This is a genomic window from Agromyces sp. H66 (assembly GCF_004959775.1).
In the GTDB taxonomy this organism is placed as follows: domain Bacteria; phylum Actinomycetota; class Actinomycetes; order Actinomycetales; family Microbacteriaceae; genus Agromyces.
Map to the genome: position 1 here is coordinate 89,696 of NZ_SJZG01000013.1, position 22,490 is coordinate 112,185.

Genomic DNA, 22,490 nt, shown 5'->3' on the forward strand with positions numbered 1-22,490 from the left:
GATGATGGTTCTCGAGCAGGTTCCGGGAGATCACCGAGAGCTCGTGCTGGCGGTGGCCATTGCGGGTGGTGGGGCCGTGGCCGGGATGGCGGCGCCGCGGTTCATCGCTTACGCCGGTCACACGGGCGCCGAGTACGTGTACATGGGCGCCCTGCTCGCCGGCCCGGTGGTGTTCGTCATCGCGGGCGTCATCGCATTCCTCGTCTACCGGTTCGGTCGATCGGTCCTGCACCACGCACTCCTCGCCGCGATCACCGCCCTGATCGTGGGCGGGCTGAGTCTCGTTCCCGCGACACGAAGCCTCGGGCTCGTCAACCTCATGATCACGACGGATGGCGCATACGTCGCGGCGGCGGCCGTCTTCCTCGGCCTCCTGGTGGGCGTCGGGATGCATCGCCATCTACGGGCGGCCCGCGTGACGATGGAGCGGGCGGCCGCCTCGACCGGATCGACGGTTCCGGCGCCTCGGATGCCGCTCGCCGTCATCGTGCTGCTGGCCGGCGTCGCCGCGGGAGCCCTGCAGGTCGTGGCATCCGTCGCCCGCAGCTTCGAGTTCTTCACCGACCCGCGCAACGGCGGGTTCCTGGCCGGCCAGGTGCTGTGGGCGCTGTTCGCAGCGATCGCCGTCGGACTGGTCGCTGCGTGGGCCGTGCTCGTCGTGCTGCTCGTCGACCAGTGGGTCGCGCCACGCCTCGTGCGCGCCCTCGGTGCCGGGGTGTTCGCCGCGCTCGCGCTCGCGGTTCCGCCGTTCGTGATCGGTGGCGGACCCGAATACGGCGGCGAGCAGGCGGTATGGGGAGTGCTCTCCGCGGCTGCCGCGGCGATGGTCGTCGCCGTCGCCGAGCGACGAGTGGCGCCACGGGTGGTGCCCGCGGCCGCCGTGGCCGACCCGGATGTCGCCGCGGAGGGGCATCCGTCCACTCGACCCTGATCGTGGACGTCGCGCGGTGTGAGGCCCCCTCCTCTGGTGCGAGGGTGGAACGGTTGCCCTACGATCGCCTCATGCCCGAGCGCTTCGCCACCGTCGACGAGTACCTCGCCGCACAGTCGCCGCAGCGGCGCGCCGAGGTGGAGGCGCTGCGTGCGCTGGTGCGCGAGGCCGAACCGTCGCTCACCGAGATCGTCAAGTGGAACTCGCCGAACTACACGCTCGACGGCGCCGACCGGCTCACGATCAACGCCGCAGGCCGCGGACCGGTGCGGCTCATCCTCCACTTCGGCACCGGCCGAGCGGAAGACAAGAACGCCGCGCCCACGTTCGCGGGCGACCCCGACGGATTGCTGACGTGGCACTCGGACATCCGGGCGAGCCTCGCGCTGCCCGAGGCGACCGAGCTCGACGGGAAGCGCGAGCGCGAGGCGGTCGTCGCGGTGATTCGGGCCTGGATGGCGGAGGGGTAGCGGCGCGCGCCGCAGGACGTGCACGCCGAGCACATCACGACGTGCACGCTGGGCACATCACGACGTGCACGCTGGGCACTCCACGGCGAGGTTCACCCGAGCGAGCCCACGAACGCCCGCATGCGCGCCGCCATCTCGTCGGGCACCTCGGCGACGGCGAAGTGGCCGCCCTCCTCGAGCCGGTCGAACACCCGCAGGTCGCGGTAGTGCGAGCGGGCGAGCGACTCAGGATACCCCGCCTCGTGTCGTTGGATGAACACGGCCGCGGGCACCGACGTCGGCGGAATCGGTCCGGCCTGGTCGGCACCTTCGTAGTACGGGCGGAACGACGACCCGATGCTCTGCGTGACCCAGTAGATCATCGCCTCGGTCAGGATGCGGTCGCGCGAGATGCGTCGCTCGACCGCCGCCGGGTCGCCCGCCGGCGTGTCGCTCCACTCCACGAGCTTCTCGGCGATCCAGGCGAGCAGGCCTGCGGGCGAGTCGTTGAGCGCGGCGGCGAGCGTGTCCGGGCGCGTGGCCTGCACGTGCCCGTAGGCGCCGGCGGTGTCGTGCCGGGACGCGAGGTCGGCGAAGAACGCGCGCTCCGCGGCATCCGTCAACGCCTCGCGTTCCTCGTTCGTCGGGAAGTGCGCGTGCGTCGCGACGATGCCCATGACGTGGTCGGGGTGGCGCGCGGCGATGAGGTCGCTGACATTCGCCGTGACGTCCTCACCGTAGGTGACGTACCGCTCGTAGCCGAGCACGTCGGTCATGAGCGCATGCATCGTGGCGGCGATGCGGGTCTCGGTCATCGGGCCTTCGGCATACGGCGACGAGAACGCGAACCCCGGCATGCTCGCGACGACCACGTGGAAGTCGGGCAGCCGGTCGGTGAAGTCGAGCTGGAGGGCGAACGTGTGCGGCCAGCCGTGCATCACGAGCAGTGCCGGGGCATCCGCGCGCTGCGACCTCAGGTGGGCGAAGTGCAGCGCTGTGTCGCCGATCTGCGCGATGAACTGCGGATGCCGGTTGAGCCATGCCTCCCGTGACCGCCAGTCCCAGGCGATCCACGTGTCCACGAGTTCGCGGAGGTACGCGGCATCCATGCCCGATGACGGTCGCCGCGGCGAGTCGGGAAGCAGCCTCGTGCGCGCGAGCCGCGCCCGGAGGTCGTCGAGCGTGTCGTCGGGGACGTGGAGTTCGAACGGCTGCAGGTCGGTCATGCATCGACGCTACGCACGACCCCCGACACCGCCGCTACCCGACCGGCGCGACCTCGGGGAACCTCCACGTCCCGTCGACCACCTCGGGCCGCGGCCGGTAGAACCGCACGAGGTAGTTCCAGCCGTCCATGAGCCCGAGCCGGTTGGGGCGGCCGTCGTCGGGACCGCCGAAGTGGATCGTGACCGTGCCGTCGTCGTTCCGCGCCGCGGTGACACTGTTCACGCTCACGAGGCCGTCGGCCTGCTCGAAGTACCCGTCGGCGTTGTACAGCGACACCGACCAGAACGCATCGACCGGCACGTCGCCCACGGTGAGCGCATACTCGCCCACGGGCAGGCGCGGCTCGACGTTCACGTAGAACGCCTCCGATTCCGGCAGGCCGCCCCAGCCGGCCGCCGTGCCGAGCAGGTGATGGATCGGGTCGACCTCGTCACGCGTGCCGAACGCGCCGCCGAAGCCGCTGAGCCCGCGCGAGAGCGTGAGCAGCGCGTCGCGGGTCTCGTCGAGCGTCGCCTGATCGTAGTCGGGCGCCACGAACGGTGCGTCGGATGCCGCATCCACGATGAATCCGTCCTGCAGCGCGTTCACGGCGGCGACATCCGCGGCATCCGCCGGGTCGACCAGGATGCGCGCCGCGAGCAGCACGAACCGCGACCCGAGCTCGTTGGCATGCAGGCGATGCTCGCCGGCCTCGTGCAGCACGAGCGGGATGTAGTGGTCGTGGTTCACGACCATCACCGACAGGTAGCGATCGCCGGCATCGGGGATCGTCAGGGTCGCCCCCTTCGAGACGTCGACGATCACGGTGCTGTAGATCGTGTCGCGGTTCTGCCGGATGACCGGCTGGTTGTCGAGCGGCGTCGGCGTGCGGTTGTGCGACCACCGCCCCGAGCCGCCCGCCTGCGCCGCGATCGCCGCGAACATGCGGCTCGTCTCGGCGTGCGCGAAGTTGTCGACGTTCACGTGCTCGGCCATTCGGTCCCCTCATCCTTCCGACGGTTGCCCAGCCGAGGATACCGACGAGCGGATCCCCGGATGTCTCAGCCGCGCCGCCGTTCGCCGCACACGCGAACGGGCCCGCCTCCGAGGAGACGGGCCCGCCCTGTCGTGCACGAATCGTGCGCGGGAACGCGGACTACTCCGGGTTCACCACGTCGACCGTCATGATGCCGCCGGTGTTCTGGCCGGTCACCGTCACGGTCACGCCGTGTCCGGCGACGATCACGCCGCCGAGCGGGTTGCTCGAGTGCATGAACGCGTTCGGGTCGAGGTCGGTGAACGTCGCCGCCTGCGTCTGGGTGCCGTCGGAACCCACGGCCGCCACCGTCTCGACCGTCTGGCTCTTGCCCTTGCCGACCACGATCTCCTTGTGCAGGGACACCGCGTCGAGGGTCTGGGTGCCGAAGGTCGCGTCGAACGGCTGGCGACGGTTGCTCGGCGCCGTGCCGTCGGGGTACGTGAACTTCGCCGGACGAGCGTCCACCGGGAGCGCGAGGCCGTGACCCTGGTGGTCGATCGTGTTGTTGTCGGTGTAGGTCTCGTCGACCGCCCACACGAGCATGCCGTCCTGGAAGGGGAACCGCTCCACCCAGTCGGGGGCGGTGAGGCCCTTGCTGAACTGGTAGGCGCCGGTCTCGAGCGTCGTGTCGTAGTCGACGTACGTGCGGTTCTCGACGAGGTAGTACCGGTCGCCGACGGATGTCTCGGTGCCGGTGCTGATCTTGAAGCCGCCGTCGGCCGTCCACTGGGAATCGCCCTCGACGTCGTCGCTCAGGATGGTCGTGCCGCCGCTCTTCACGACGATGTCGTCGATGAACGCGCCCGCGAGGTGCACGCCGCCGTCGCTCTGGTAGCGGAACCGGAAGTCGACCGGGCCGCCACCGGGGACGCTGAACCGCAGGGTCGACCAGCGTCCGTTCGTCGTGCCATCGATCGGCTGGCCGATCTGGACCCACTTGCCCGAGGCATCCTTGTACTCGGCGTAGAGGTAGTCGTAGCCGGCCTCGATGTCGTACCAGGCCTTCGCCGTGACCGTCGCCTTCGTCACGCCGGTGAGGTCGAGCGTGCGCGTGAGCGTGGTGTTGAGGTCATCGGCGCTCGAGGTCCACCACATGCCGGTGCCCGAGGCGGGGGTCGTGTAGGTGGTCTCGATGCCCTGGTCGGGCACGTCGATGACGAGCGCCTGCTCCTGGCCGTCGGCCTGCAGCGCGGCGGGGCTCAGCGTGTACGAGCCGTTCTCGCCCGGGTTCACGATCGCATAGTCGAGCCAGCCGAGCTGGAGCTTCTCCCAGGGACCCATGTAGTTCGGGGTCGTGCCGATGTCGTCGGGGCCGTGGTTCAGCCACGAACCGCTCGACATGAGCGTCCAGAACCCGGTCGAGTTCTCGCCGCCGGACGTGTCGTAGAAGTCGGGCAGGCCCAGGTCGTGGGCGTACTCGTGCGCGAAGACGCCGAGGCCGCCGTTCTCGGCCTCGACCGTGTAGTCGCCGATCCAGTAGCCGGTGTCGCCGATCTGCGAACCGCCGAACAGTGCGGCGTCCGAGGGGCCGGTCACACCGTAGTCGGTGGAGTTGACGTACCACCGGTGCGACCAGATGGCGTCCTCGCCCTGGGCGCCGCCGCCGGCGTCCTCGCCCTCACCGGCGTGCACCGCCTGGAAGTGGTCGAGGTATCCGTCGGGCTCGTCGAAGTCGCCGTCGCCGTCGTGGTCGTAGCGGTCCCAGACGTCGAATGTCGCGAGCTCGGCCTTGATCTCGTCGACGGTCCGGCCGGCGTCGAGCTGGGCCTGGTACCAGGCGTTCCCGGTGTCCTCGATGAACTGCCACGCGCCGCCGTAGTCCTCGACGCTGTTGTCGCCGTACGTCGATGCGTTGCCCGGCACCCGCACCCAGTCGCTGACCGAGCCGGCCACCGTGTAGTTGCCCGACGACTGCTTCGTGTAGAAGTCGGCGAACGACTCCTCTGAGGTGGCCGCGTCGCCGTCGCCGAAGAACAGCTCCTCGTAGTACGCCGTGGTGAAGTCGGGCGCCCAGTGCGTGGTGTTGTTCACGGCACGGTCGGGCTCGGGGATCTCGTTGTGCGACGGTCCGGGCGCGGTGCCGAGCTTGCCGCTGCCCTGGTCGCCGAACTCCGACAGGATCGTGAACAGCCGGCCGGTGCCGGTGACCGCGGCCTGGTAGTACTTGTCCTCCGCGAGTTGCACGACCCCGTCTTCTCCGGGCGCCGCCTGACCCGAGAGGATCAGCTCCTGCGCCGCCTTGCGCCGTTCGTCCTGACGGGCGGTGAGCGGACCGGGGCGGTTGTCGAGCCGCTGGGCGGTGGTCGGCTCATCGGTCGGGCTGTCGGCCGGTGCGGCGATCGCGGCCGGCCCGAAGGCCGCCCCCGCGATCATCGTGGCACCCGCCGCAGCGACGGCGAGGATGCCGCGCGTGCGTCGTATCACGAGTTCTCCTTCACAGAAAAGCGCCCGGGATCGCCGGGCACGGTGCGGTCACGCTAGCACCCCGGTTCGGGGCAGGGGAAGATGTTGACCACGGTCATCTTCATGAGGATTTCGCAGGTTCTTCGAGATCGTCTTCGAGATCGGGATGCCGCGACGGGATGCCGCGACGGGATGCCGCGACGGGATGCCGCGACCCCGCGTCACCACGCCATCAGGCGTTCGGGCGTGAACACGATGGCCGTGCTGAACAGCTCGGCGATCTCGTCGAGCGACATGCCGTAGTCGGCGATCGCCTCGGCGTACTTCGTCTCGTAGGCGTCGCGGAACTCGCGCAGCACCTCGGTCGTGCTGCGACTCGAGATCTCGGCCGTGCCGCTCAGCACCACCACGTCGTTGCCGAAGCGGCCGCTCTCGAGGTGCACCAGCACCGGCGAGCCGCGACGCACGTGCGCCACCTTCACGGCGTCGGGCCGGCTGAACACGAACAGCCGCTCGTCGTGCCGGAAGAACCACGTCGGCACGGCGTGCGGCCGGCCGTCGGGGTACGTGGTCGTGAACCAGCAGATGAGATCGCGTTCGAGCTTGCCGTGCGCCTTCTCGCGTTCGGGCGTGGTGGGTTCGAGGGATTCGAGGGTCATGTCACGACGCTATGCCGCACCGCCGACACGCTGCGATCTCGCCGCACGACCACCCTCCTGAACGCCTGTACCCACGGTGTCGTAGGGTACCCGCATGGTGGAAAGTCTTGCGCAGCTCCGGGAACGCAGGCCCGAGGTCCTGATGGAGGGATGCCCCTCGCGCGTGGTGCTCGACCACATCATGAGCAAGTGGGGCGTGCTCGTGCTGCTCGCGCTCACCGACGGCACCCACCGCTGGGGCGAGCTGCGCCGCGAGGTGCAGGGCGTCAGCGAGAAGATGCTCGCCTCGACGCTGCGCACGCTCGAGGCCGACGGGCTGGTGATGCGCACGTCGTATCCCGAGGTGCCGCCGCGCGTGGAGTACTCGCTGACCGAGCTCGGCGAGGAGCTCATGGAGCGCATGCTTCCCCTCGTGGAGTGGGTGGCGGCGCGGGCGGACGTGATCGTGGGGCGCTGAGCGGCGGCGGCGGTGCCTGGCTACCTTGTGTCGGCACTGCCGCCGATGCGGTGATTCTGCACCGCGCGATACGTACTATGCAACGACTCGCTCGCCGCGGCGAAATCCTGTTGCACGAGGCGCACGACCAGAAAATCCACGATCGCCATCTGGGCGAGGCGACTCGACATGGCGCCCGTTCGGAATCCCGACTCGCGGGCCGAGGTGGTCAGCACGTGATCGGCGGCGAGGCCGAGTGGAGAATCCGGATGATTCGTGATCGCGACCGTGACGGCGCCTCGCTCATGTGCCAGGCCGATGAGCTGATTCGTTTCGAGGGTCGTGCCCGTGTGGGAGATGCCGATCGCGACGCTGCCCGGGGTTGTGATAGCCGCGGAGGTGAGGGCGAGGTGCGCGTCCGACCAGCAGAATCCCGGAATACCGATGCGATGCAGCTTCAGCTGCAAGTCCTGTGCCGTGAGTCCGCTCGAGCCGGCACCGAAGATGTCGATGCGGGATGCACCGCGGATCAGGGAGGCCACGGCGTCCAGCGCGTCGAGGTCGATCTCACGCGCCGTCTCCTCGATGGCGCGCGCCTCCTGGTAGGCGACCTTCGCCACCAGGTCGGCGATCGAGTCGGTCGGCGAGATCTCGGCATCAGCCACCTTGAAGAGCTCGCGGGCCGCCTCCTCGCGGCTGTTCGCGGCCGCCACGGTGATGCGGAACTCCTTGTAGCCGCCGAAGCCGGCCGCGCGGCACATGCGGGCGACGCTCGCGGGCGAGGTGCTGCACGCGGCCGCGAGCTGCGTGATGGTCGACTCGATGACGAGCGAGGGGCGATCGATGACCGCCTCGGCGACGCGTCGTTCAGCCTTGCTCAGTGTCGGCAGGCGCTGCCGGAGGGTGACGAACACATCGGTCATGCGGTGCCTCCGAGGCCGGCTGCGAGATCGACGACTCGGCCCCGCAACGCGTGGAGCTCGGTCGATGATCGGGTCGGGTGGACCCGGTTCGTGAGGAATACTACCGAGCGCCGACCGCCCGGCTCGGTGACGAAGCCGGTTCCCGTGAATCCCGTGTGCCCGGCGGTGCGCGGGCCGAGACCCCGCATCCAGTGCTCGTCGAGGCGCGTGCCGAACGCCTGTCGGTAGCCGGGGTTGCTGGGCAGGGGGACGGCGGTGACGAGCGCGGTCGCAACGGCCGGTGAGAGCAGCCGCCGGCCGTCGAGATGCCCGCCCGTGCGCAGCGACTCCGCGAATCGGAGGAGGTCGCCCGCCGTTCCGAAGAGGCCGGCGTTGCCGACGACGCCGCCGAGCGCCCATGCGGTCTCATCGTGGACCTCTCCGTGCACGAGTCCGCGCCCGGGCTGGAACTCGGTCGCGGCGATGGCCGACCGCAGTGCGGGCTCGGGTCGGTAGGTGGTCTGCGCCATTCCGAGCGGGTCGAGCACACGCGCTCGCACCACCTCGTCGAGAGGTGCGTCCGCAAGCGCCTCTGCCGCGAAGCCCGCCCAGATGTAGCCCACGCAGGAGTAGCGGTGCGCGGCATCAGGAGGGGCCGTCGGCCGTGCTCTCGCCCGGAACCGCGCACCGTCGGGGTCGGGGTCGCGATCGGCCCACTCCGCGGGGAAGCCCGCCGTATGCGTGAGCAGCTGGGCGAGCGTCAGCGCGCGGAGGGCGGGGTCGCGGAACTCGTCGAGAAGTTCGGCGACCGGCAGGTCGGGCTCCAGGCTCCGCGCCTCGAGTTCAGCGAGGAGCGCTGCCGCAACGATGGGCTTCGTCACCGAGGCGAGATCGAACCGGGTCGAGGCATCCGCCTCCGCCCAGGGGCGACCGGCGGGCACCCCCGGCGCATCCCAGGAACGGATGTCGCCCGTCGCGTGCCGGTACACGAGCCGGCCGTCCACGGTGACGAGGACGACCGCGGCCGAGTAGGCGCCGTCGGCCGCCGCCTGCTCGAGGACGTCGTCGAGGGAGTCGATCGTGAACCTCGAAGACGTCATCTGAAAAAAATAATCGATGCTCTTCCGAAATGCGACAGTTCTGTACATACTGAGTCGGAAGCTCAGCGGAACCGAAGGATGCCCCACCACGATGCCCAGCCACCGACTCCTCGACCGGCAGCACGACGGCGACGACCTCGTGTCGCCGACCGAGCAGCGCCTCGAGGCATCCGCTCGACTCGACGCACTTGCGAGCGTCGAGGTGCTCCGGCTCCTCAACGAGCACGATCGCGTGGCCGTGGACGCGGTGGCGGCGATCCTGCCGCAGCTCGCAGAGGTCGTCGACGTCGCGGCCGAGCGGTTCCGCCGCGGCGGCAACGTGCACTACTTCGGCGCGGGAACGTCCGGCCGACTCGGCGTGCTCGACGCCGCGGAGCTGCTGCCCACGTTCAACCTCGAGGCCGGCCGCGTCGTCGCCCACATCGCAGGCGGCGCTGACGCCATCGTCAACGCTGTCGAGGACGCCGAGGACTCCGAGATCGAGGGGGGCGCCGCGGCCGATGGCGTCGGCCCTGACGACGTCGCGATCGGGCTCGCCGCAAGCGGCAATACGCCCTACGTCGGCGGTGCGCTCGCCGCGGCACGCCGCGCCGGCGCCTACACGGTGCTCGTGTCGAGCAACCCGTATGCGACGCTCGCGACGCTCGCCGACACGAACATCGTGCTCGACACCGGGCCCGAGGTGCTGACCGGCTCGACCCGGCTGAAGGCCGCGACCTCCGAGAAACTCGTGCTCAACGGATTCTCGACCGCGCTCATGGTCGCGGTGGGGCGCACGTGGTCGAACCTCATGGTCTCGGTGGTCGCGACGAACGACAAACTCCGTCGCCGCACGGTGCGCATCCTGGAAGAGGCCGCCGACCTCGACTCGGATGCCGCACGCGACCTGCTCTTCGCCTCCGACGGTCAGCTGAAGACGGCGATCGTCGCTGCGCTGGCCGTCACCGACGTTGCGAGCGCCCGCGCGCTGCTCGCCGACCACGAGGGTTCCGTGCGCGACGCGCTCGCCGCGGCATCCGACACCTGACGCACCACCCCGCAGTCATCACCCCACCGAAGGAGAACCCATGAGGCGACGCATCCTCACCACGACGGCCCTGCTGGCCGGGTCCGCACTCCTGCTCAGCGCCTGCGCGCCGAGCGCAGCGAGCGGCGATGGGGCCGAGGAGGGTGACCAGGTCACCCTCAAGGTCTGGTCCTGGCGCACCGAAGACGTCGAGGCGTACAACACGATCTTCGACGTCTTCGAGGAGCAGCACCCGAACATCACAGTCGAGTTCGAGGCGTTCCAGAACACCGAGTACAACCAGATCCTCACCACCGGCCTCGCCGGCAGCGACGGCCCCGACGTGCCCATGGTGCGCGCGTACGGCCAGCTGCAGCCGAACATCGAGGCGGGCCAGCTCGAGCCGATCGACGGCAAGGTCGACGGTCTCGACGAGATCGCCCCGAGCGTGATCGCCGGGGCCAAGGGCAAGGCCGACGGCAAGACGTACGCCGTGCCGCTCGCCACCCAGACGCTCCAGATGTTCTACAACAAGGCCATCTTCGACGAGCACGGACTCGAAGTCCCGAATACGTGGGACGAGTTCATCGAGGTGAACGAGAAGCTCCTCGCCGCCGGCGTCACGCCGATGGCGCTCGGTGCGAAGGACGACTGGATCCTGCCGATCTTCGCCGACATCATCGGCAGCGCCCGATATGGCGGCTCGGAGTTCGAGGAGAAGGTGCTCGCGGGCGAGACCGACTTCACCGACCCCGACTACGTGGCGTCGCTCGAACTCGTCACGCAGGTGCAGAAGTACCTGACCCCAGACGTCGTCGGCGTGAGCTACACCGACAGCCAGATCCAGTTCACGTCGGGCCAGGCCGCGCAGTTCCCCGGGGGATCGTTCGAGATCGCGACCTTCCGCAACCAGGCGCCGGACCTCGAGTTCGGCTCGTACCAGGTGCCGCTGCCCGATGGTGCCGTGCTCGACGCGCCGGTCTCGCCGGCGTACGCCGACGGGAACTTCGCGGTGAACACGAAGTCGACGCACCAGGACGAGGCCTTCGAGCTGCTCAACTGGCTCGCGACCCCCGAGTTCGGCCAGCTCGTCGCCGATGAGCTCAACCAGTTCTCCGCCATCCCGGGCGTCGAGTACGAGGACGAAGTCATGAAGGAGGCATGGGCGAACTACGAGGACGGACAGGCTCCGTACCTGTTGCTCGTCGACTTCCGTTACGGTGAGCCGCTCGGTACCGCGGTACTCGGCGCGGAGGTACAGAAGATGTTCCTCGGCCAGACGGATGCCGCGGCCGCCGCTGCCTCCCTGCAGGCCGGCATCTCGCAGTGGTTCACGCCCGGCGAGTAGCCACGGCGAGTCGCCCACCACACACCATCCGATCGCGAGGAACGAAGACCATGTCCGCCATCACGACGCCCAGGGTGCGCCGCGGCACCGTCCGCACCGGCATCACCCTGTCACGTCGGGCGGGCATGGTCTTCGTGCTCCCCGCCCTCGCGCTCTTCTCGATCTTCATCGCATACCCGCTGCTCACGGCACTCAGCTACTCGTTCTTCGACTGGACGGGCATCGTGCGCGGCGGCTTCGTGGGGGTCGAGAACTACGTCACCCTGTTCACCCGGCTGCCATATCGCGACGACCTCCCGAACGCGTTCGTGCACAACCTGCTGCTGTTCGTCGGCGCGATGGTCTTCCAGAACACTATCGGCCTCGGACTCGCGACCCTGCTGCACCGCATCGGGCGGTTCAAGCGGTTCTTCCAGACGATGTACACGCTGCCGTACCTCGTCTCGCCGCTCGTGATCGGCTACCTCTGGTCGCTCATGCTCTCGCCGCTGTTCGGGCCGGTGAACGCGGTGCTCCGAGGCATCGGCCTCGGTGAGCTCGCGCAGCCGTGGCTCGGCAACCCGCAGACCGCGATCTGGGTCGTGGTCGTCGTCACGGCCTGGCAGTGGATCGGGTTCCCCGTGCTGCTCTACGGCGCCGCACTCGGCGGCATCCCCCAGGAGATCGACGAGGCCGCGTCGATCGACGGGGCGTCGGCGTGGCAGCGGTTCCGCGCCATCACGCTCCCGATGCTGCTGCCGGCGATCGGCACCGTCAGCGTGCTCACCTTCATCGGCGCCATGGAGGCGTTCCCGATTCCCTACGCACTCGGCGGCTCGCAGGGCAATCCGGCCGGTGCCACCGATGTGATGAGCCTGCTCTTCTATCGCACGGCGTTCGAGTCGGGCTCGTCGAATGCCATCGGGACGAGTTCGGCGATCGCCACGCTTCTCTTCCTCTTCATCTTCGGGATCTCCATGCTCATCACCTGGTTCATGCGCCGGACGGAACGGAAGCTGTTCTGATGACCGCGACGATCACGCCCGACACCTCGACGGATGACTCGACCGACCGTGGGGGCACGGCGCCGAGCCGCCGCGCGGGTCGCCGGGCCACCGTCGGCGGAGTCGCCTCCAGCACGTTCCTCTGGCTGTACGCGGCGATCTCGATCGCGCCGCTCCTGCTCATGCTGTCGAACTCGCTGCGCACCACGCAGGACATGGCCAAGCAACCGCTCGGGCTGCCGCTGCCGCCGAACTTCACGAGCTACGGCAAGGCGTGGATCACCGCGTCGTTCGACACGTACTTCTTCAACTCGATCTTCGTGACCGTGGCATCCGTGCTGCTCTCGACGGCAGTGTCACTGCTCGCGGCCTACGCGTTCGCACGCACCCGATCGAAGCTCTTCACGACTCTCGAGGGCGTGTTCCTCTCGGGGCTCATGCTGCCGGTGTACCTCGCGATCCTGCCGCTGTTCTTCATGCTCGATGCGGCCGGAATGATCTCGAACCTCTGGGGACTCATCCTCGTCTACGGAGCCCTCGGCATCCCGTTCTCGACGTTCGTCCTGGCGAGCTTCTTCCGTCAGCTGCCGATCGAACTCGACGAGGCCGCACGGCTCGACGGTGCCGGCCCGTTCACCACCTTCTGGCGGGTGCACCTGCCGCTCGTGCGCCCGGCGATCGCGACGGTCATCGTGTTCCGGTTCGTGCCGGTGTGGAACGACTTCTTCTACCCGCTCATCCTCATCCGCGACCAGTCGTCGTACACGCTCCCGGTCGGCATCACCCGGTTCTTCGGGGAGTACCAGACCGACTGGGCGACGCTCTTCGCCGGCCTCACGCTGGCGACGATCCCGCTCGTGGTGCTCTTCCTCCTGGCCACGAAGCAGATCGTCTCGGGGCTGACGGCGGGCATGAGCAAGTAGCGGGCGGGCTATCGCGGGCGGCTCTCGCCGACGTGGTGAGCATCCGACGCGCGGAACTACTCCTCGACGCCGGGGTCGCCGCCCTCCAGGCCGCCGTCGGTGGACTCGGTCATCGGGGCGGCACTGCCGGGCGCGCCGGGCGTCTCCTCGCCGGCCGGCTCGCGATCGCCGGGCCGGTCGTCGGCGGGCTGCGTCTCGTCGGGACGCTCGCGCTCGCCGGGAACACGGATGGGGTCGTCGGGTCGCATCTCGTCGGTCATCGGTCGCTCCTCGATCGGATCGTCCGGTCATCGTAGGCACGGTGCCGCGCCGGCCGCGCGGGGTTGACTGCGGCGTCCGCGATGAGGTCCGATTCCCGCTGGTGCGCGAGCGCCGTCGGGGGCCGTTCGGCGCGACGATGGAACCATGACACGCCACGCCACGCTCCCGACCTCGCTCGGCGGACTGCTCGCGGTCGGCGAGGGGCCCGCGCTCGTCGGACTGTACTTCCCCGGCCACTGGTATCCGCCGAGCGACGTCGGCGTCGAGGTCGATGCGCGCACCGATCCGCTGTTCGCGCTCGCCGCCGCGCAGCTCGGGGAGTACCTGGACGGGCGCCGCACCGGCTTCGACGTGCCGGTCGCGACCTCGGGCGACCCGTTCCAGGAGCGGGTGTGGCGGATGCTCCGAGACCTCCGCCACGGCGAGACGACGACGTACGGCGCGCTGGCCGAGCGGCTCGGCGACCGCGGCCTCGCGCGCCGGGTTGGCCAGGCCGTCGGGCGGAACCCTGTCAGCATCCTCATTCCGTGCCATCGCGTCGTCGGCGCGAGCGGGTCGCTCACGGGCTACGCGGGCGGGCTCGAGCGCAAGCGGTTCCTGCTCGAGCTCGAGGGCGCGGAGGTGGTGTCGCAGCCGCGCCTGTTCTCGATCTGAGGAGATCGCGGCAAGTCGGAGGGATGCGACCGGCACCCGGGGGCATCCCGACATACTGAAGGCATGCCCGATCCCGCGCTCGCCGTGCTCGCGGCCCGGGCGCGCGGCGTGCGCGCCACGGCATCCCGGGGCCGGGTGCTCATCGGCATCACGGGGAGCCCCGGCGCGGGCAAGACCACACTCGCCGTCGAGCTCGTGGCGGCGTTGAACGCGAACGGCGCAGGCGGGGCATCCGCGGTCCACCTGCCGATGGACGGCTTCCACCTCGCGAACGCCACCCTCGACCGACTCGGCCTCCGCGACCGGAAGGGTGCGATCGAGACGTTCGACGGCTGGGGCTTCGTCGCGCTGCTCGAACGGGCGCGGCGCGAGCTCGAGCACACGGTGTACGCACCGGCGTTCGAGCGCGACGTCGACGAGCCGGTCGCGGGCGAGATCGCCGTGGCGCCGAGCCACGGCATCGTGGTCGTCGAAGGAAACTACCTGCTCGACGAGTCCGAGCCGTGGCGGCGCGTGCGGGGCCTGCTCGACGAGGCGTGGTTCTGCGACGCCGACGACGACGAGCGGATGCCGCGCCTGGTGCGCCGGCACACCGCCTCCGGTCGCTCGCCCGAGGCGGCACGGGACTGGGCGACACAGGTCGACGGTGCGAACGCACGACGCATCGCGCCCGGGCGTGAACGCGCCGACCTCGTCGTGTCGGGCGTCACGTGGGAGGTCGTCGCCGAGGGCGGGCCGCGTCAGCCACCGCGGTAGCGATCAGCTCAGTGCGGCGCCAGCGACGGCACGAGCAACCGGATGCCCCGGAGTGCGAAGTCCGGGGCATCCGTCACCTCCATCTCGCCCTCGTAGGCGGCGAGGTACGCCCGGTGGAACGCCAGCCCCACGAGCAGGTGGGCGGCGGCCTCGAGGTCGGCGTCGTCGCGGATGCGGCCGGCCGCCTGCTCCTCGCCGAGGAGGCCGACGACGAGCGGCACGACGCCCTCGGGTCCGGCGCCGTGCGCCCGCACGCCGTCGCGATGCTCGGCGAGCAGGTCGGGGGCGCTGAAGATCGACACGGACAGGGGGAAGGTCCGCGTGAAAAAGGAGAGGAGTGCCGAGACGATGCCCGCCAGCGACGACGTCAGGTCGGATCGGTCGGATGCCGCGGGCAGCTCGATGCGGGGCATCCGCTCGCTGAGCACCGCGACGAAGAGCTGCTGCTTGTCGGTGAAGTACTTGTAGAGCATGCCCTCGGAGTACCCCGCAGCGCGGGCGAGTTCGCGGGTCGTCGCGCCGGCCACGCCACGCTGGGCGAGTACCGTGGCGGCCGCATCGAGGATGCGCTCTCGAGCTGGTGACGACGAGGTCATGGGTCCGTCTCCTTGGGATGCCGCGAAAGGTGAACGCTCACTCACGGTAGCAGCCGGTCCTGAGTGGGGGAGGATGGGACTCGACGAGGGAGGCGACCGTGAGAGACCGCGCGAACTGGTTGGTGTGGGCGCAGTTCCTGCTGCTCGCCCTGCTGCTGCTCCCGGGTGACCCGCTGTGGGGCGCGACGTGGATCACCGTCGTCGCGGTGCTCCTCGCGCTCGTCGGCGCGGGACTTGCGACCGCCGGCGTCGTGGCCCTCGGCCGCGACCTGGTGCCGTGGGTCGCACCGAAGCCCGACGCCCCGCTCCGCACGGGCGGCATCTATCGGTGGACGCGCAACCCGATCTACCTCGGCATCCTCATCGGCGCGGCCGGCTGGGTGCTCTGGCGCGGCCGCATCGAGCTCGTCGTGATCTGGGTGCTCCTGGTCGCCGTGCTCGTCACGAAGGCGCACGTCGAGCAGCGACGGCTCATCGATGCGTACGGCGACGAGTACCGCGAGTACGCGGCGCGCACGCCATTGCTGCTGTTCGCCCGCGGCATCCGCTGACCCGCCCGGGCCGTTCTCCCGACTCGGATGAGTGGGACCTCACTCGTGCATCCACCGAGGTGTACCACCGAACCCTGCCGGTGGTACACTTGTCGCATGCCCACCACCCGTCCTCGGTTCCAGGTGACGGAGACGCCCGAGATCCGGCGCGCACTCGACGTCGCCGCACGGGCATGGCCCGAGGCGAGCCGCAGCGAACTCGTCCTGCGGCTCTTCCTCCGCGGTGCGGAGGCCATCGACGCCGACGCGGAGCAGCCGCGGTCCCGCCGACGGCAGGCGGTCGACGCGAGCGCGGGCAGCCTCGACGTGGCGTACGAACCCGACTACCTCGAGAAGTTGCGCAGCGAATGGCCCGAGTGATCGCGCTCGACGCGAGCGTGGTCATCGCGCACCTGTCGTCCCGCGACCCGCACCATGCCGCAGCGGGGCGATTCCTCCGTGCGCATCTCGACGCCGAGTTCGTCATGCATCCCCTGACGATCACCGAGGTGCTCGTCGGCCCCATGCGAGTCGGGGCCGGCTCGGTCGCCGAGCATCACCTCGCCGAACTCGGCATCACCGAATGGGCTCCGCCTCCCGGTGCGGCGCGGCTCGCACGGATCCGCGTCGAGACCGGCCTCAAGCTTCCCGATTGCTGCGTGATCGACGTCGCCATGGGCAACCGCGCCGGGCTCGCGACGTTCGACGACCGGCTCGCGCGCGCGGCCTCGACGTTCGCCGTCGCCGTCGTCGACCTCGCCTGAGCTGCGGGCTACGAGCTGACGGCTGCGAGCTGCGAGCTACGCGGGCTCGACCGGCAACGGCTCCGACCGGAGCAGGCTCGAGATCGCGCCCAGTGGGATCGCCGCCCAACTCGGGCGATTGCGGGTCTCGTAGGTCGCCTCGTACACCGCCTTGTCGAGCTCGAACGCGGCGAGGAGGTCGCGGTACACGCCGAGGTCGAGGCCGGATGCCGCGACGTATCCGTCGAGGAACGCCCGCCTCGCGGCATCCGCCCATCGCACCGCGGCGGACGCGCGCTCGGGGAAGGCGATCGCCGTCGACCCGGCGACGTAGTCGAACGAGCGCAGCATGCCGGCGACGTCGCGCACCGGCAGGTCGGGTCGCGTGCGGTCCTCCATCGGCCGCATGGGCTCGCCCTCGAAGTCGAGGATGACCCAGCCGCGCCCCGGCGCGAGGATCACCTGCCCGAGGTGCAGGTCGCCGTGGATGCGCTGCAGCTGCGGCCACGCGCCCGCCCGCGCCCGCTCGTGGATCGCCTCGATCTCGGCGCGGCGCGGCGCGAGCGTCGGCACCTCCGCGACCGCGATCGCGAGCCGCCGGGCCCACGCGCCCGTGATCATGCCGATGAGCTCGGGCGACGGCTCCTCGCGGGGGAAGAGCTCGCCGAGCGAGAGGTGCAGCGCCGCCACCGCCGCGCCGAGCCCGCGCGCCTCGTCGGTGAACGGGGTGTCCGCCGCGGCGGCGGTGAGGGCCACGCGCCACGCGTCCGCCACCCCCGGCAGGAACTCCTGGGCGAACGCGAGGTGCCCGTGCGCCCGCCCGTCGGCGCGGCCCACGTCGGCCCACTCGCCCACCACGTGCCCGATGCTCGCGGGCACGTGCAGCGAACCGGATGCCGCGAGCGCCGTCTGCAGCGTGACATCCGGATTCTCGCCGTGATGCAGCTGCCGGTACACCTTGCAGATGATGGGCGCCGCATCCGCCGGACGGTAGACGATCGACGTGTTCGACTGCTCGCCGCCGACGACCGTGGCGGGCGCGCTGAGCGGCGGGTGGGCGGCGCCCGCGGCATCTTCGGCGCCCGACGCACCCCCTGCCCCCGAGTATCGCCCCGCGGCATCCGCCCCCTCGGCGACCGCCCGCCCCTCGTCCACGATCAGGGCGAGCAGCGCATCGGTGTAGGCGCGGTCGTACGGTCCGTCGTAGAGGAACCCGCCCTCGGGCAGGTGCGCGATGAGATGGTCGGATGCCGCGGGCAGTCGTTCGGCACGCTCGACCACCGGCAGCTGGTAGAGGATCGGCGGCGTCGCCGCATCGTCCATGAGGAGCAGGGTGCGGACGCGGGCGTCCGCATCGGCCGACGGCAGTTCGAACGCGCCGATCAGGCGCAGCCGGGGCGCGTGGGCCTTGCCGCCGCACCAGCGTTGCCGCGGCAGCCAGGCGGCGATCGCGGCGACGGCGCTGTCCATGCCTGAACAGTAGGGTGCGGGGCATCCGAAGTCGAGGACCCGACCGGGGGGTACGCCCGCGCGTGTCGCGGGCCATACTGGAGGCGGGACGACTCACGGGGGAGGTCTCATGGCCTACGAGGTCCGCATCATCCAGCAGCCGCGACAGGATCTCGCGGTCGTACGGAAACGCACGACGTTCGGCGAGATCCCGACGTTCATGGGCTCGGCGTTCGAGAAGGTCGCGGCCTACCTCGGCCCGAAGGGCCTGCTCGGACCGCACCCCGCGATCGGCCGCTACACCGAGATGGACATGACGAGCGGCGAGGTCGTGGTCGCCGCGGGCTTCGTCGTGCCGCAACCCGTCGAGGGCGAGGGCGACATCGTGCCCGACGAGACGCCCGCGAGCGAGGTCGCCACGACGACGCACCTGGGCACCTACGCCACGGTCTCGGAGGCGTACGACGCGATCGCGAAGGCGATGGCCGTGCAGGGTCGCGAGCTCGACGAGACCACCATGTGGGAGGAGTACTGGAGCCCGCCCGGCACGCCCGACGACCAGACGAAGACGGTCGTCTACTGCCCCTTGAAGGCCGCGGCCTGAGGCGCGCCATGGGCAGGGATCGGTGCCCGTTGAGGCAGTTGACTGGCCGGAAGCTCCGAAGGATTCGTACGATCGGCGGTATCGCGACATCCTGATGTCGCGACGCTGCGGCCGGAGGGACGGGGATGGCCGAACGCACCTGTGAGACGTGCGGCGCGAAGAACGACGTCGGCGCCCGCTTCTGCGCGACGTGCGACGCGTACCTGGGCTGGGACGTGGGACGCTCCACGCTCGGCGGCGACGCCCTCACGGGCACGATCCCCCGCGTGGTCGGCACGGTGCCGACCGACACGACGGCGGCGGCAGGCACTGCGGCGGCAGGCACTGCGGCAGCAGGCACGACGGCGCCGGGCGCGGGGACGGGCGGGTCGTCCGCGGCATCCGGAACCGCGACGGATGTCCCGACCGTCGACGGCTCGGGCGCGGTGACGGAGGCCGCCGCCACGGAGCCCGCCGTCACGATCCCCGCCGAGGGCGAGCCCGAGCCCGGCGACCGGGACCCGTCGCGCTACGATCCGCCCGACGTGGACGTGACGACGCCCGAGGTGACGATCGCCCAGGATGCGCCCGCCCGCGTCGAGCTCTCGATCGAGAACACGTCGACCATCGTCGACGGCTACGTCATCGAGGCCGTCGATCCGCCGGCCTGGCTCGAGCTCACGCACCCCGACACCCACCTCATGCCGGGCGAGCGCCGCACCGTCCCGGTGTCGCTCACGATGCGGCCCGGCGTCCTCGTGCTCGCGCAACGGCTCACGCTCGCGTTCGTCGTGCGGTCGATGGAGGATCCACGTCTGACGATCGATGCGAGCGTGCACGTGACGGTGCCGCCGAGGGGGCCCAGGATCTCGCTCGAGGCACGGCCGACGCTCATCCGGCTCGAGGACTCGGGCTCGGGATCGCTCTCGCTCCGGTTGGACAACCGCGGCGCGAACTACCCGCAGACCGTCGGGCTGTCGGGCAGCGATCCCGAGAGCGTGGTGCGCTTCGCATTCTCCCCCGCCGTGGTCGAGGTCCCCGCCGGCGCGATGGTCGAGGCCGCCGTGAACTTCACCGCCCCGCAGCCCGCGCCGGGCCAGCAGCTCAACCGCCAGCTCACCGTCACGGCGTCGAACGACGAGGGACCCATCACGGCGATCGTCACGCTCGTGCAGCACACGACGCCCGCCCCGGTCGACCAGCCGATCCGCGTGCGGCTGCAGCCGAGCACCCTCCGCATCGCCGACGCCTCCGACGCGGACTTCGACGTGCACGTCGACAACCGCGGCGGCCACAACGGCGTCACCGTCTCGCTCGCGGGCAACGATCCCGAGCACCGGCTCGCCTTCGCGTTCGCGCCCGCGCGGTTCCTCGCCGTGCCCGGCCACATCACGCGCGCCCACGGTCGCGTGCGCGCACACCTGCCGGCCCGGGGCAGCACCGCGACGCATCCGTTCACCGTCGTCGCGTCGGACGGCACGAACGACGTCGAGGCATCCGGCGTGCTCGAGATCACGTCGTCCGCCGCCGCGATCACGACCGCCGAACTGCAGGTGGAGCCGCCGAAGCTGAACGTCGGCACGCGCCGCGAGGGGCGATTCGCGGTCATCGTCGACAACCGCCGTGGCGCCGAGCCGCTGCACGTCACGTTCTCGGCACGATCCGAAGACGGGATGGCGCGCGCGACCTTCGCGCCGCCGCAGCTCGCCGTCGGACCGGGCGGCGTCGGACAGTCGCAACTGCGGGTGTCGAGCCCGCACCCGCCCGCGAACCAGGTCGGCGTGCGCCGACTGGAGGTGGAGGCGACCGACGGGGCGCAGAGCCTCAGCGCCGCCGCCGAGCTCACCCAGACCGCACCGAACCGCCGCGGCCCGGCGAGCAAGTGGCTCGTCATCATCGGCGCGATCCTCGTGGTGATCGGCGCGCTGAGCCCCTGGTTCGCCGGGTTCCCGCCGCTGCTCCCGTTCGTGGAGTGGATCCGCGAGCTCCTCACCCTGAGTGCGTTCACCGTCGGGGCGCAGGTCGTCGAGCCGCCGCTGCGTCTCGTGCTCCTCGTGCTCGCCCTGATGATGGCGTTCGGGCTGGCTGGAAAGGCGGGCGGCCTCACGCGCAAGTCGGCGATCCTCGTCGTGCTGCTGTCGGTCGGGTTCCTGATCTTCCTCGCGATCACGTCGTTCGTGCCCGAGCTCGCCCTCGGACTCCCGATCGTCTGGTTCGGCGCGGTGCTCGGCTACATCGGCGGCGTGCTCGCGCGTCCCCGCACCTGACGTCTTACACCTGACGTCCTACACCCACGCGCGGCGCACGGCCTCCGCGCCGAGCTGGATGCGCGTCGTCACGCCCGCCGTCTCCATGAGCTCGGCCACCCGGCGCTGCACCGTGCGCACCGAGATGCCGAGCTGGGCGCCGGCCGCGGCATCCGTGAGCCCGAGCAGGAGGAGCTTCAGCAGGTCGCGGTCGACCGAGTCGTGAGAGCCCGGCAGATCGCCCGTGGAGATGAACTCGGTCGAGTTCGCCCAGAACACCTCGAAGATCGAGACCACGAGGTCGAGGAGCCCGCTCGGATGCACCAGCAGCGCGCCCGACGACCGCTCCTCGCCGTGCGACCGCATGGGCAGGAGCGCCATGGCGTCGTCGGCGATGATGAGCCGGGTCGGCAGCGTCGGCAGCACCCGCACCTCCTCGCCGAAGGTGGCCGCCTCACGTGCCGCGTCGATGAATCCCGGACGCTCGAGCACGGGCTTCTCGACGATCACCCGGTATCGCACCCCGCGGGCGAGCGCGTCGTCCTCCGCGAGGTTCTCGTCGGCGTCGAGGAAGGCCACCTCGCTCAGCACGAACACGCGCACCTGCTGCGTGGCCGACGCCTGCAGTTGCGCGAACCGCTGGCGCACGGCGTCCGCTCCGAGTACCACGTCGACCACGTCGGGTGCCTCGCGCCGGGCGGCGCCCGTGCGGTAGAGCTCGCTCAGCTGCACGAGGGCCTCGTGCGCCTGGGTCAGGCCGCGTTCGCGCTCGAGCAGCATCGGGCGGAGCGCCACCGCGGGCGGTGAGGCGACGACCCGGTCGGGGGCGGACGCCTGGCGCGCGAGCAGTCCGAGGCGTTCGAGTTCGGCGAGCACCTCGTGCACCCGGCCGGCGGGGAGGGCGGCAGACGCGATGAGCTCGTCGATGCTCGCCGAGGGGGCCTGCAGGATCAGCCGGTACACGGCGGTGTGCTCGTCGTCCAGTCCGATCGCCTCGAGCACGCGACGCCTTCCGTTCCCCTCGACCGCCTCGGCCGATCCACCCGGCTCGGCGACCGTCGTGGCGGATCGCGGCCATGGCATTTCTCCGCCACCACCCTAACCACTCCGCCGTGAGAGGTTGCATGGCAAGCAGTCAGCACGTGCGAGAGGTGTTCCCTATGCCACCATCCATCCATCCCGCGGCGCCGCGTCGCCGCCGAGCGATCGCGGCCGCCCTGAGCGGCCTCGCGATCGGCGTCGCCGGCGTCGGCGCGGCCGCGCTCCCCGCGACCGCCGCGCCCGACG

24 protein-coding genes are annotated in these 22,490 nt (G+C 70.7%); 14 read left to right on the forward strand and 10 right to left on the reverse strand.

Annotated features, from left to right (window positions below; genetic code table 11):
* Position 1 precedes the first annotated feature (1 nt).
* Positions 2 to 931 (forward strand): hypothetical protein, encoded by a 930-nt coding sequence (locus EZM51_RS20680; RefSeq protein ID WP_169053973.1) that lies wholly within the window; start codon positions 2 to 4, stop codon positions 929 to 931.
* 71 nt (positions 932 to 1,002) lie between these two features.
* Positions 1,003 to 1,401 (forward strand): DUF1801 domain-containing protein, encoded by a 399-nt coding sequence (locus EZM51_RS17790; protein WP_169053974.1) that lies wholly within the window; start codon positions 1,003 to 1,005, stop codon positions 1,399 to 1,401.
* A 92-nt stretch (positions 1,402 to 1,493) separates the two neighbouring features.
* Here the strand turns inward: EZM51_RS17790 and EZM51_RS17795 are convergent, their stop codons facing one another.
* The 4 genes from EZM51_RS17795 to EZM51_RS17810 form a co-directional block, all read right to left on the reverse strand.
* The gene (locus EZM51_RS17795) at positions 1,494 to 2,606 is read right to left on the reverse strand and encodes an epoxide hydrolase family protein (RefSeq protein ID WP_136709652.1); all 1,113 of its coding nucleotides are present in this window, start codon (positions 2,604 to 2,606) and stop codon (positions 1,494 to 1,496) included.
* 34 nt (positions 2,607 to 2,640) lie between these two features.
* Entirely contained in the window at positions 2,641 to 3,582 is a 942-nt protein-coding gene (locus tag EZM51_RS17800; RefSeq protein ID WP_136709653.1) for a DUF1254 domain-containing protein, read from the reverse strand.
* A gap of 160 nt (positions 3,583 to 3,742) precedes the next feature.
* The gene (locus EZM51_RS17805) at positions 3,743 to 6,049 is read right to left on the reverse strand and encodes an immune inhibitor A domain-containing protein (RefSeq protein ID WP_248305725.1); all 2,307 of its coding nucleotides are present in this window, start codon (positions 6,047 to 6,049) and stop codon (positions 3,743 to 3,745) included.
* 200 nt (positions 6,050 to 6,249) lie between these two features.
* Positions 6,250 to 6,687 (reverse strand): pyridoxamine 5'-phosphate oxidase family protein, encoded by a 438-nt coding sequence (locus tag EZM51_RS17810; RefSeq protein ID WP_136709654.1) that lies wholly within the window; start codon positions 6,685 to 6,687, stop codon positions 6,250 to 6,252.
* A gap of 94 nt (positions 6,688 to 6,781) precedes the next feature.
* On the opposite strand from EZM51_RS17810, the gene EZM51_RS17815 reads away from it, so the two are divergent.
* Complete coding sequence (locus tag EZM51_RS17815) at positions 6,782 to 7,144, forward strand: helix-turn-helix domain-containing protein (RefSeq protein WP_136709655.1); 363 nt, start codon at positions 6,782 to 6,784, stop codon at positions 7,142 to 7,144.
* Between the two features lie 20 nt (positions 7,145 to 7,164).
* Here EZM51_RS17815 and EZM51_RS17820 read toward each other — a convergent pair whose 3' ends face one another.
* Positions 7,165 to 8,046: a MurR/RpiR family transcriptional regulator gene (locus EZM51_RS17820; RefSeq protein ID WP_136709656.1), complete on the reverse strand. Its 882-nt coding sequence runs from the start codon at positions 8,044 to 8,046 to the stop codon at positions 7,165 to 7,167.
* Complete coding sequence (locus EZM51_RS17825) at positions 8,043 to 9,125, reverse strand: serine hydrolase domain-containing protein (protein WP_169053975.1); 1,083 nt, start codon at positions 9,123 to 9,125, stop codon at positions 8,043 to 8,045. The genes EZM51_RS17820 and EZM51_RS17825 overlap by 4 nt, the downstream gene beginning before the upstream one ends.
* Positions 9,126 to 9,216: 91 nt before the next feature.
* Here EZM51_RS17825 and EZM51_RS17830 point away from each other — a divergent pair, with 91 nt between their 5' ends.
* Genes EZM51_RS17830 through EZM51_RS17845 form a run of 4 tightly spaced genes read left to right on the forward strand, consistent with a single transcriptional unit; the run spans position 9,217 to position 13,385 of the window.
* Positions 9,217 to 10,152, forward strand: a complete 936-nt coding sequence (locus EZM51_RS17830) for an N-acetylmuramic acid 6-phosphate etherase (protein ID WP_136709658.1) — start codon at positions 9,217 to 9,219, stop codon at positions 10,150 to 10,152.
* Positions 10,153 to 10,192: 40 nt separating this feature from the next.
* Complete coding sequence (locus EZM51_RS17835; RefSeq protein ID WP_136709659.1) at positions 10,193 to 11,479, forward strand: extracellular solute-binding protein; 1,287 nt, start codon at positions 10,193 to 10,195, stop codon at positions 11,477 to 11,479.
* A 50-nt stretch (positions 11,480 to 11,529) separates the two neighbouring features.
* Positions 11,530 to 12,483 (forward strand): sugar ABC transporter permease, encoded by a 954-nt coding sequence (locus EZM51_RS17840; RefSeq protein ID WP_136709660.1) that lies wholly within the window; start codon positions 11,530 to 11,532, stop codon positions 12,481 to 12,483.
* Positions 12,483 to 13,385 carry a carbohydrate ABC transporter permease gene (locus EZM51_RS17845; RefSeq protein WP_248305726.1) on the forward strand — a complete coding sequence of 301 codons (903 nt, stop codon included), beginning with the start codon at positions 12,483 to 12,485 and terminating at the stop codon, positions 13,383 to 13,385. Before EZM51_RS17840 ends, EZM51_RS17845 begins: the two co-directional genes overlap by 1 nt.
* 56 nt (positions 13,386 to 13,441) lie before the next feature.
* On the opposite strand, the gene EZM51_RS17850 is transcribed toward EZM51_RS17845, so the two are convergent.
* The gene (locus tag EZM51_RS17850; protein WP_136709661.1) at positions 13,442 to 13,645 is read right to left on the reverse strand and encodes a hypothetical protein; all 204 of its coding nucleotides are present in this window, start codon (positions 13,643 to 13,645) and stop codon (positions 13,442 to 13,444) included.
* A 145-nt stretch (positions 13,646 to 13,790) separates the two neighbouring features.
* Between EZM51_RS17850 and EZM51_RS17855 the strand changes: the two genes are divergently transcribed.
* A complete protein-coding gene (locus tag EZM51_RS17855; RefSeq protein ID WP_136709662.1) occupies positions 13,791 to 14,300 on the forward strand; it encodes a methylated-DNA--[protein]-cysteine S-methyltransferase in 510 nt (169 codons plus the stop codon).
* A 63-nt stretch (positions 14,301 to 14,363) separates the two neighbouring features.
* Positions 14,364 to 15,056, forward strand: coding sequence for a nucleoside/nucleotide kinase family protein (locus EZM51_RS17860; protein WP_136709663.1), 693 nt, complete (start codon positions 14,364 to 14,366; stop codon positions 15,054 to 15,056).
* 8 nt (positions 15,057 to 15,064) lie between these two features.
* Here EZM51_RS17860 and EZM51_RS17865 read toward each other — a convergent pair whose 3' ends face one another.
* Positions 15,065 to 15,652, reverse strand: a complete 588-nt coding sequence (locus tag EZM51_RS17865) for a TetR/AcrR family transcriptional regulator (RefSeq protein WP_136709664.1) — start codon at positions 15,650 to 15,652, stop codon at positions 15,065 to 15,067.
* Positions 15,653 to 15,750: 98 nt separating this feature from the next.
* Between EZM51_RS17865 and EZM51_RS17870 the strand changes: the two genes are divergently transcribed.
* From EZM51_RS17870 to EZM51_RS17875, 3 genes are all read left to right on the forward strand, one after another.
* Positions 15,751 to 16,203 (forward strand): isoprenylcysteine carboxylmethyltransferase family protein, encoded by a 453-nt coding sequence (locus EZM51_RS17870; RefSeq protein ID WP_169053976.1) that lies wholly within the window; start codon positions 15,751 to 15,753, stop codon positions 16,201 to 16,203.
* A gap of 96 nt (positions 16,204 to 16,299) precedes the next feature.
* Entirely contained in the window at positions 16,300 to 16,563 is a 264-nt protein-coding gene (locus EZM51_RS20685; protein ID WP_169053977.1) for a hypothetical protein, read from the forward strand.
* Complete coding sequence (locus tag EZM51_RS17875) at positions 16,551 to 16,946, forward strand: type II toxin-antitoxin system VapC family toxin (RefSeq protein ID WP_169053978.1); 396 nt, start codon at positions 16,551 to 16,553, stop codon at positions 16,944 to 16,946. Before EZM51_RS20685 ends, EZM51_RS17875 begins: the two co-directional genes overlap by 13 nt.
* Positions 16,947 to 16,982: 36 nt before the next feature.
* On the opposite strand, the gene EZM51_RS17880 is transcribed toward EZM51_RS17875, so the two are convergent.
* Positions 16,983 to 18,395: a phosphotransferase gene (locus EZM51_RS17880; protein WP_136709667.1), complete on the reverse strand. Its 1,413-nt coding sequence runs from the start codon at positions 18,393 to 18,395 to the stop codon at positions 16,983 to 16,985.
* Positions 18,396 to 18,504: 109 nt separating this feature from the next.
* Here EZM51_RS17880 and EZM51_RS17885 point away from each other — a divergent pair, with 109 nt between their 5' ends.
* Together EZM51_RS17885 and EZM51_RS17890 are read left to right on the forward strand one after the other, a co-directional pair.
* Positions 18,505 to 18,978, forward strand: a complete 474-nt coding sequence (locus EZM51_RS17885) for a GyrI-like domain-containing protein (RefSeq protein WP_136709668.1) — start codon at positions 18,505 to 18,507, stop codon at positions 18,976 to 18,978.
* A gap of 125 nt (positions 18,979 to 19,103) precedes the next feature.
* Positions 19,104 to 21,224: a DUF2905 domain-containing protein gene (locus tag EZM51_RS17890; protein WP_136709669.1), complete on the forward strand. Its 2,121-nt coding sequence runs from the start codon at positions 19,104 to 19,106 to the stop codon at positions 21,222 to 21,224.
* Positions 21,225 to 21,242: 18 nt separating this feature from the next.
* Here the strand turns inward: EZM51_RS17890 and EZM51_RS17895 are convergent, their stop codons facing one another.
* Positions 21,243 to 22,286 (reverse strand): helix-turn-helix domain-containing protein, encoded by a 1,044-nt coding sequence (locus EZM51_RS17895; RefSeq protein ID WP_248305727.1) that lies wholly within the window; start codon positions 22,284 to 22,286, stop codon positions 21,243 to 21,245.
* Between the last annotated feature and the right edge of the window lie 204 nt (positions 22,287 to 22,490).

Excerpts from the sequence above, each read along its gene's own strand:
- EZM51_RS17800 (WP_136709653.1), bottom strand. The coding sequence starts at position 3,582 with ATGGCCGAGCACGTGAACGTCGACAACTTCGCGCACGCCGAGACGAGC.
- EZM51_RS17890 (WP_136709669.1), top strand. The coding sequence starts at position 19,104 with ATGGCCGAACGCACCTGTGAGACGTGCGGCGCGAAGAACGACGTCGGC.
- EZM51_RS17865 (WP_136709664.1), bottom strand. The coding sequence starts at position 15,652 with ATGACCTCGTCGTCACCAGCTCGAGAGCGCATCCTCGATGCGGCCGCC.
- EZM51_RS17830 (WP_136709658.1), top strand. The coding sequence starts at position 9,217 with ATGCCCAGCCACCGACTCCTCGACCGGCAGCACGACGGCGACGACCTC.
- EZM51_RS17835 (WP_136709659.1), top strand. The coding sequence starts at position 10,193 with ATGAGGCGACGCATCCTCACCACGACGGCCCTGCTGGCCGGGTCCGCA.
- EZM51_RS17790 (WP_169053974.1), top strand. The coding sequence starts at position 1,003 with ATGCCCGAGCGCTTCGCCACCGTCGACGAGTACCTCGCCGCACAGTCG.
- EZM51_RS17825 (WP_169053975.1), bottom strand. The coding sequence starts at position 9,125 with ATGACGTCTTCGAGGTTCACGATCGACTCCCTCGACGACGTCCTCGAG.
- EZM51_RS17860 (WP_136709663.1), top strand. The coding sequence starts at position 14,364 with ATGCCCGATCCCGCGCTCGCCGTGCTCGCGGCCCGGGCGCGCGGCGTG.
- EZM51_RS17840 (WP_136709660.1), top strand. The coding sequence starts at position 11,530 with ATGTCCGCCATCACGACGCCCAGGGTGCGCCGCGGCACCGTCCGCACC.
- EZM51_RS17820 (WP_136709656.1), bottom strand. The coding sequence starts at position 8,046 with ATGACCGATGTGTTCGTCACCCTCCGGCAGCGCCTGCCGACACTGAGC.
- EZM51_RS17875 (WP_169053978.1), top strand. The coding sequence starts at position 16,551 with ATGGCCCGAGTGATCGCGCTCGACGCGAGCGTGGTCATCGCGCACCTG.
- EZM51_RS17795 (WP_136709652.1), bottom strand. The coding sequence starts at position 2,606 with ATGACCGACCTGCAGCCGTTCGAACTCCACGTCCCCGACGACACGCTC.
- EZM51_RS17850 (WP_136709661.1), bottom strand. The coding sequence starts at position 13,645 with ATGACCGACGAGATGCGACCCGACGACCCCATCCGTGTTCCCGGCGAG.
- EZM51_RS17895 (WP_248305727.1), bottom strand. The coding sequence starts at position 22,286 with ATGCCATGGCCGCGATCCGCCACGACGGTCGCCGAGCCGGGTGGATCG.
- EZM51_RS17845 (WP_248305726.1), top strand. The coding sequence starts at position 12,483 with ATGACCGCGACGATCACGCCCGACACCTCGACGGATGACTCGACCGAC.
- EZM51_RS17815 (WP_136709655.1), top strand. The coding sequence starts at position 6,782 with ATGGTGGAAAGTCTTGCGCAGCTCCGGGAACGCAGGCCCGAGGTCCTG.
- EZM51_RS17855 (WP_136709662.1), top strand. The coding sequence starts at position 13,791 with ATGACACGCCACGCCACGCTCCCGACCTCGCTCGGCGGACTGCTCGCG.
- EZM51_RS17880 (WP_136709667.1), bottom strand. The coding sequence starts at position 18,395 with ATGGACAGCGCCGTCGCCGCGATCGCCGCCTGGCTGCCGCGGCAACGC.
- EZM51_RS17810 (WP_136709654.1), bottom strand. The coding sequence starts at position 6,687 with ATGACCCTCGAATCCCTCGAACCCACCACGCCCGAACGCGAGAAGGCG.
- EZM51_RS17885 (WP_136709668.1), top strand. The coding sequence starts at position 18,505 with ATGGCCTACGAGGTCCGCATCATCCAGCAGCCGCGACAGGATCTCGCG.
- EZM51_RS20680 (WP_169053973.1), top strand. The coding sequence starts at position 2 with ATGATGGTTCTCGAGCAGGTTCCGGGAGATCACCGAGAGCTCGTGCTG.
- EZM51_RS20685 (WP_169053977.1), top strand. The coding sequence starts at position 16,300 with ATGCCCACCACCCGTCCTCGGTTCCAGGTGACGGAGACGCCCGAGATC.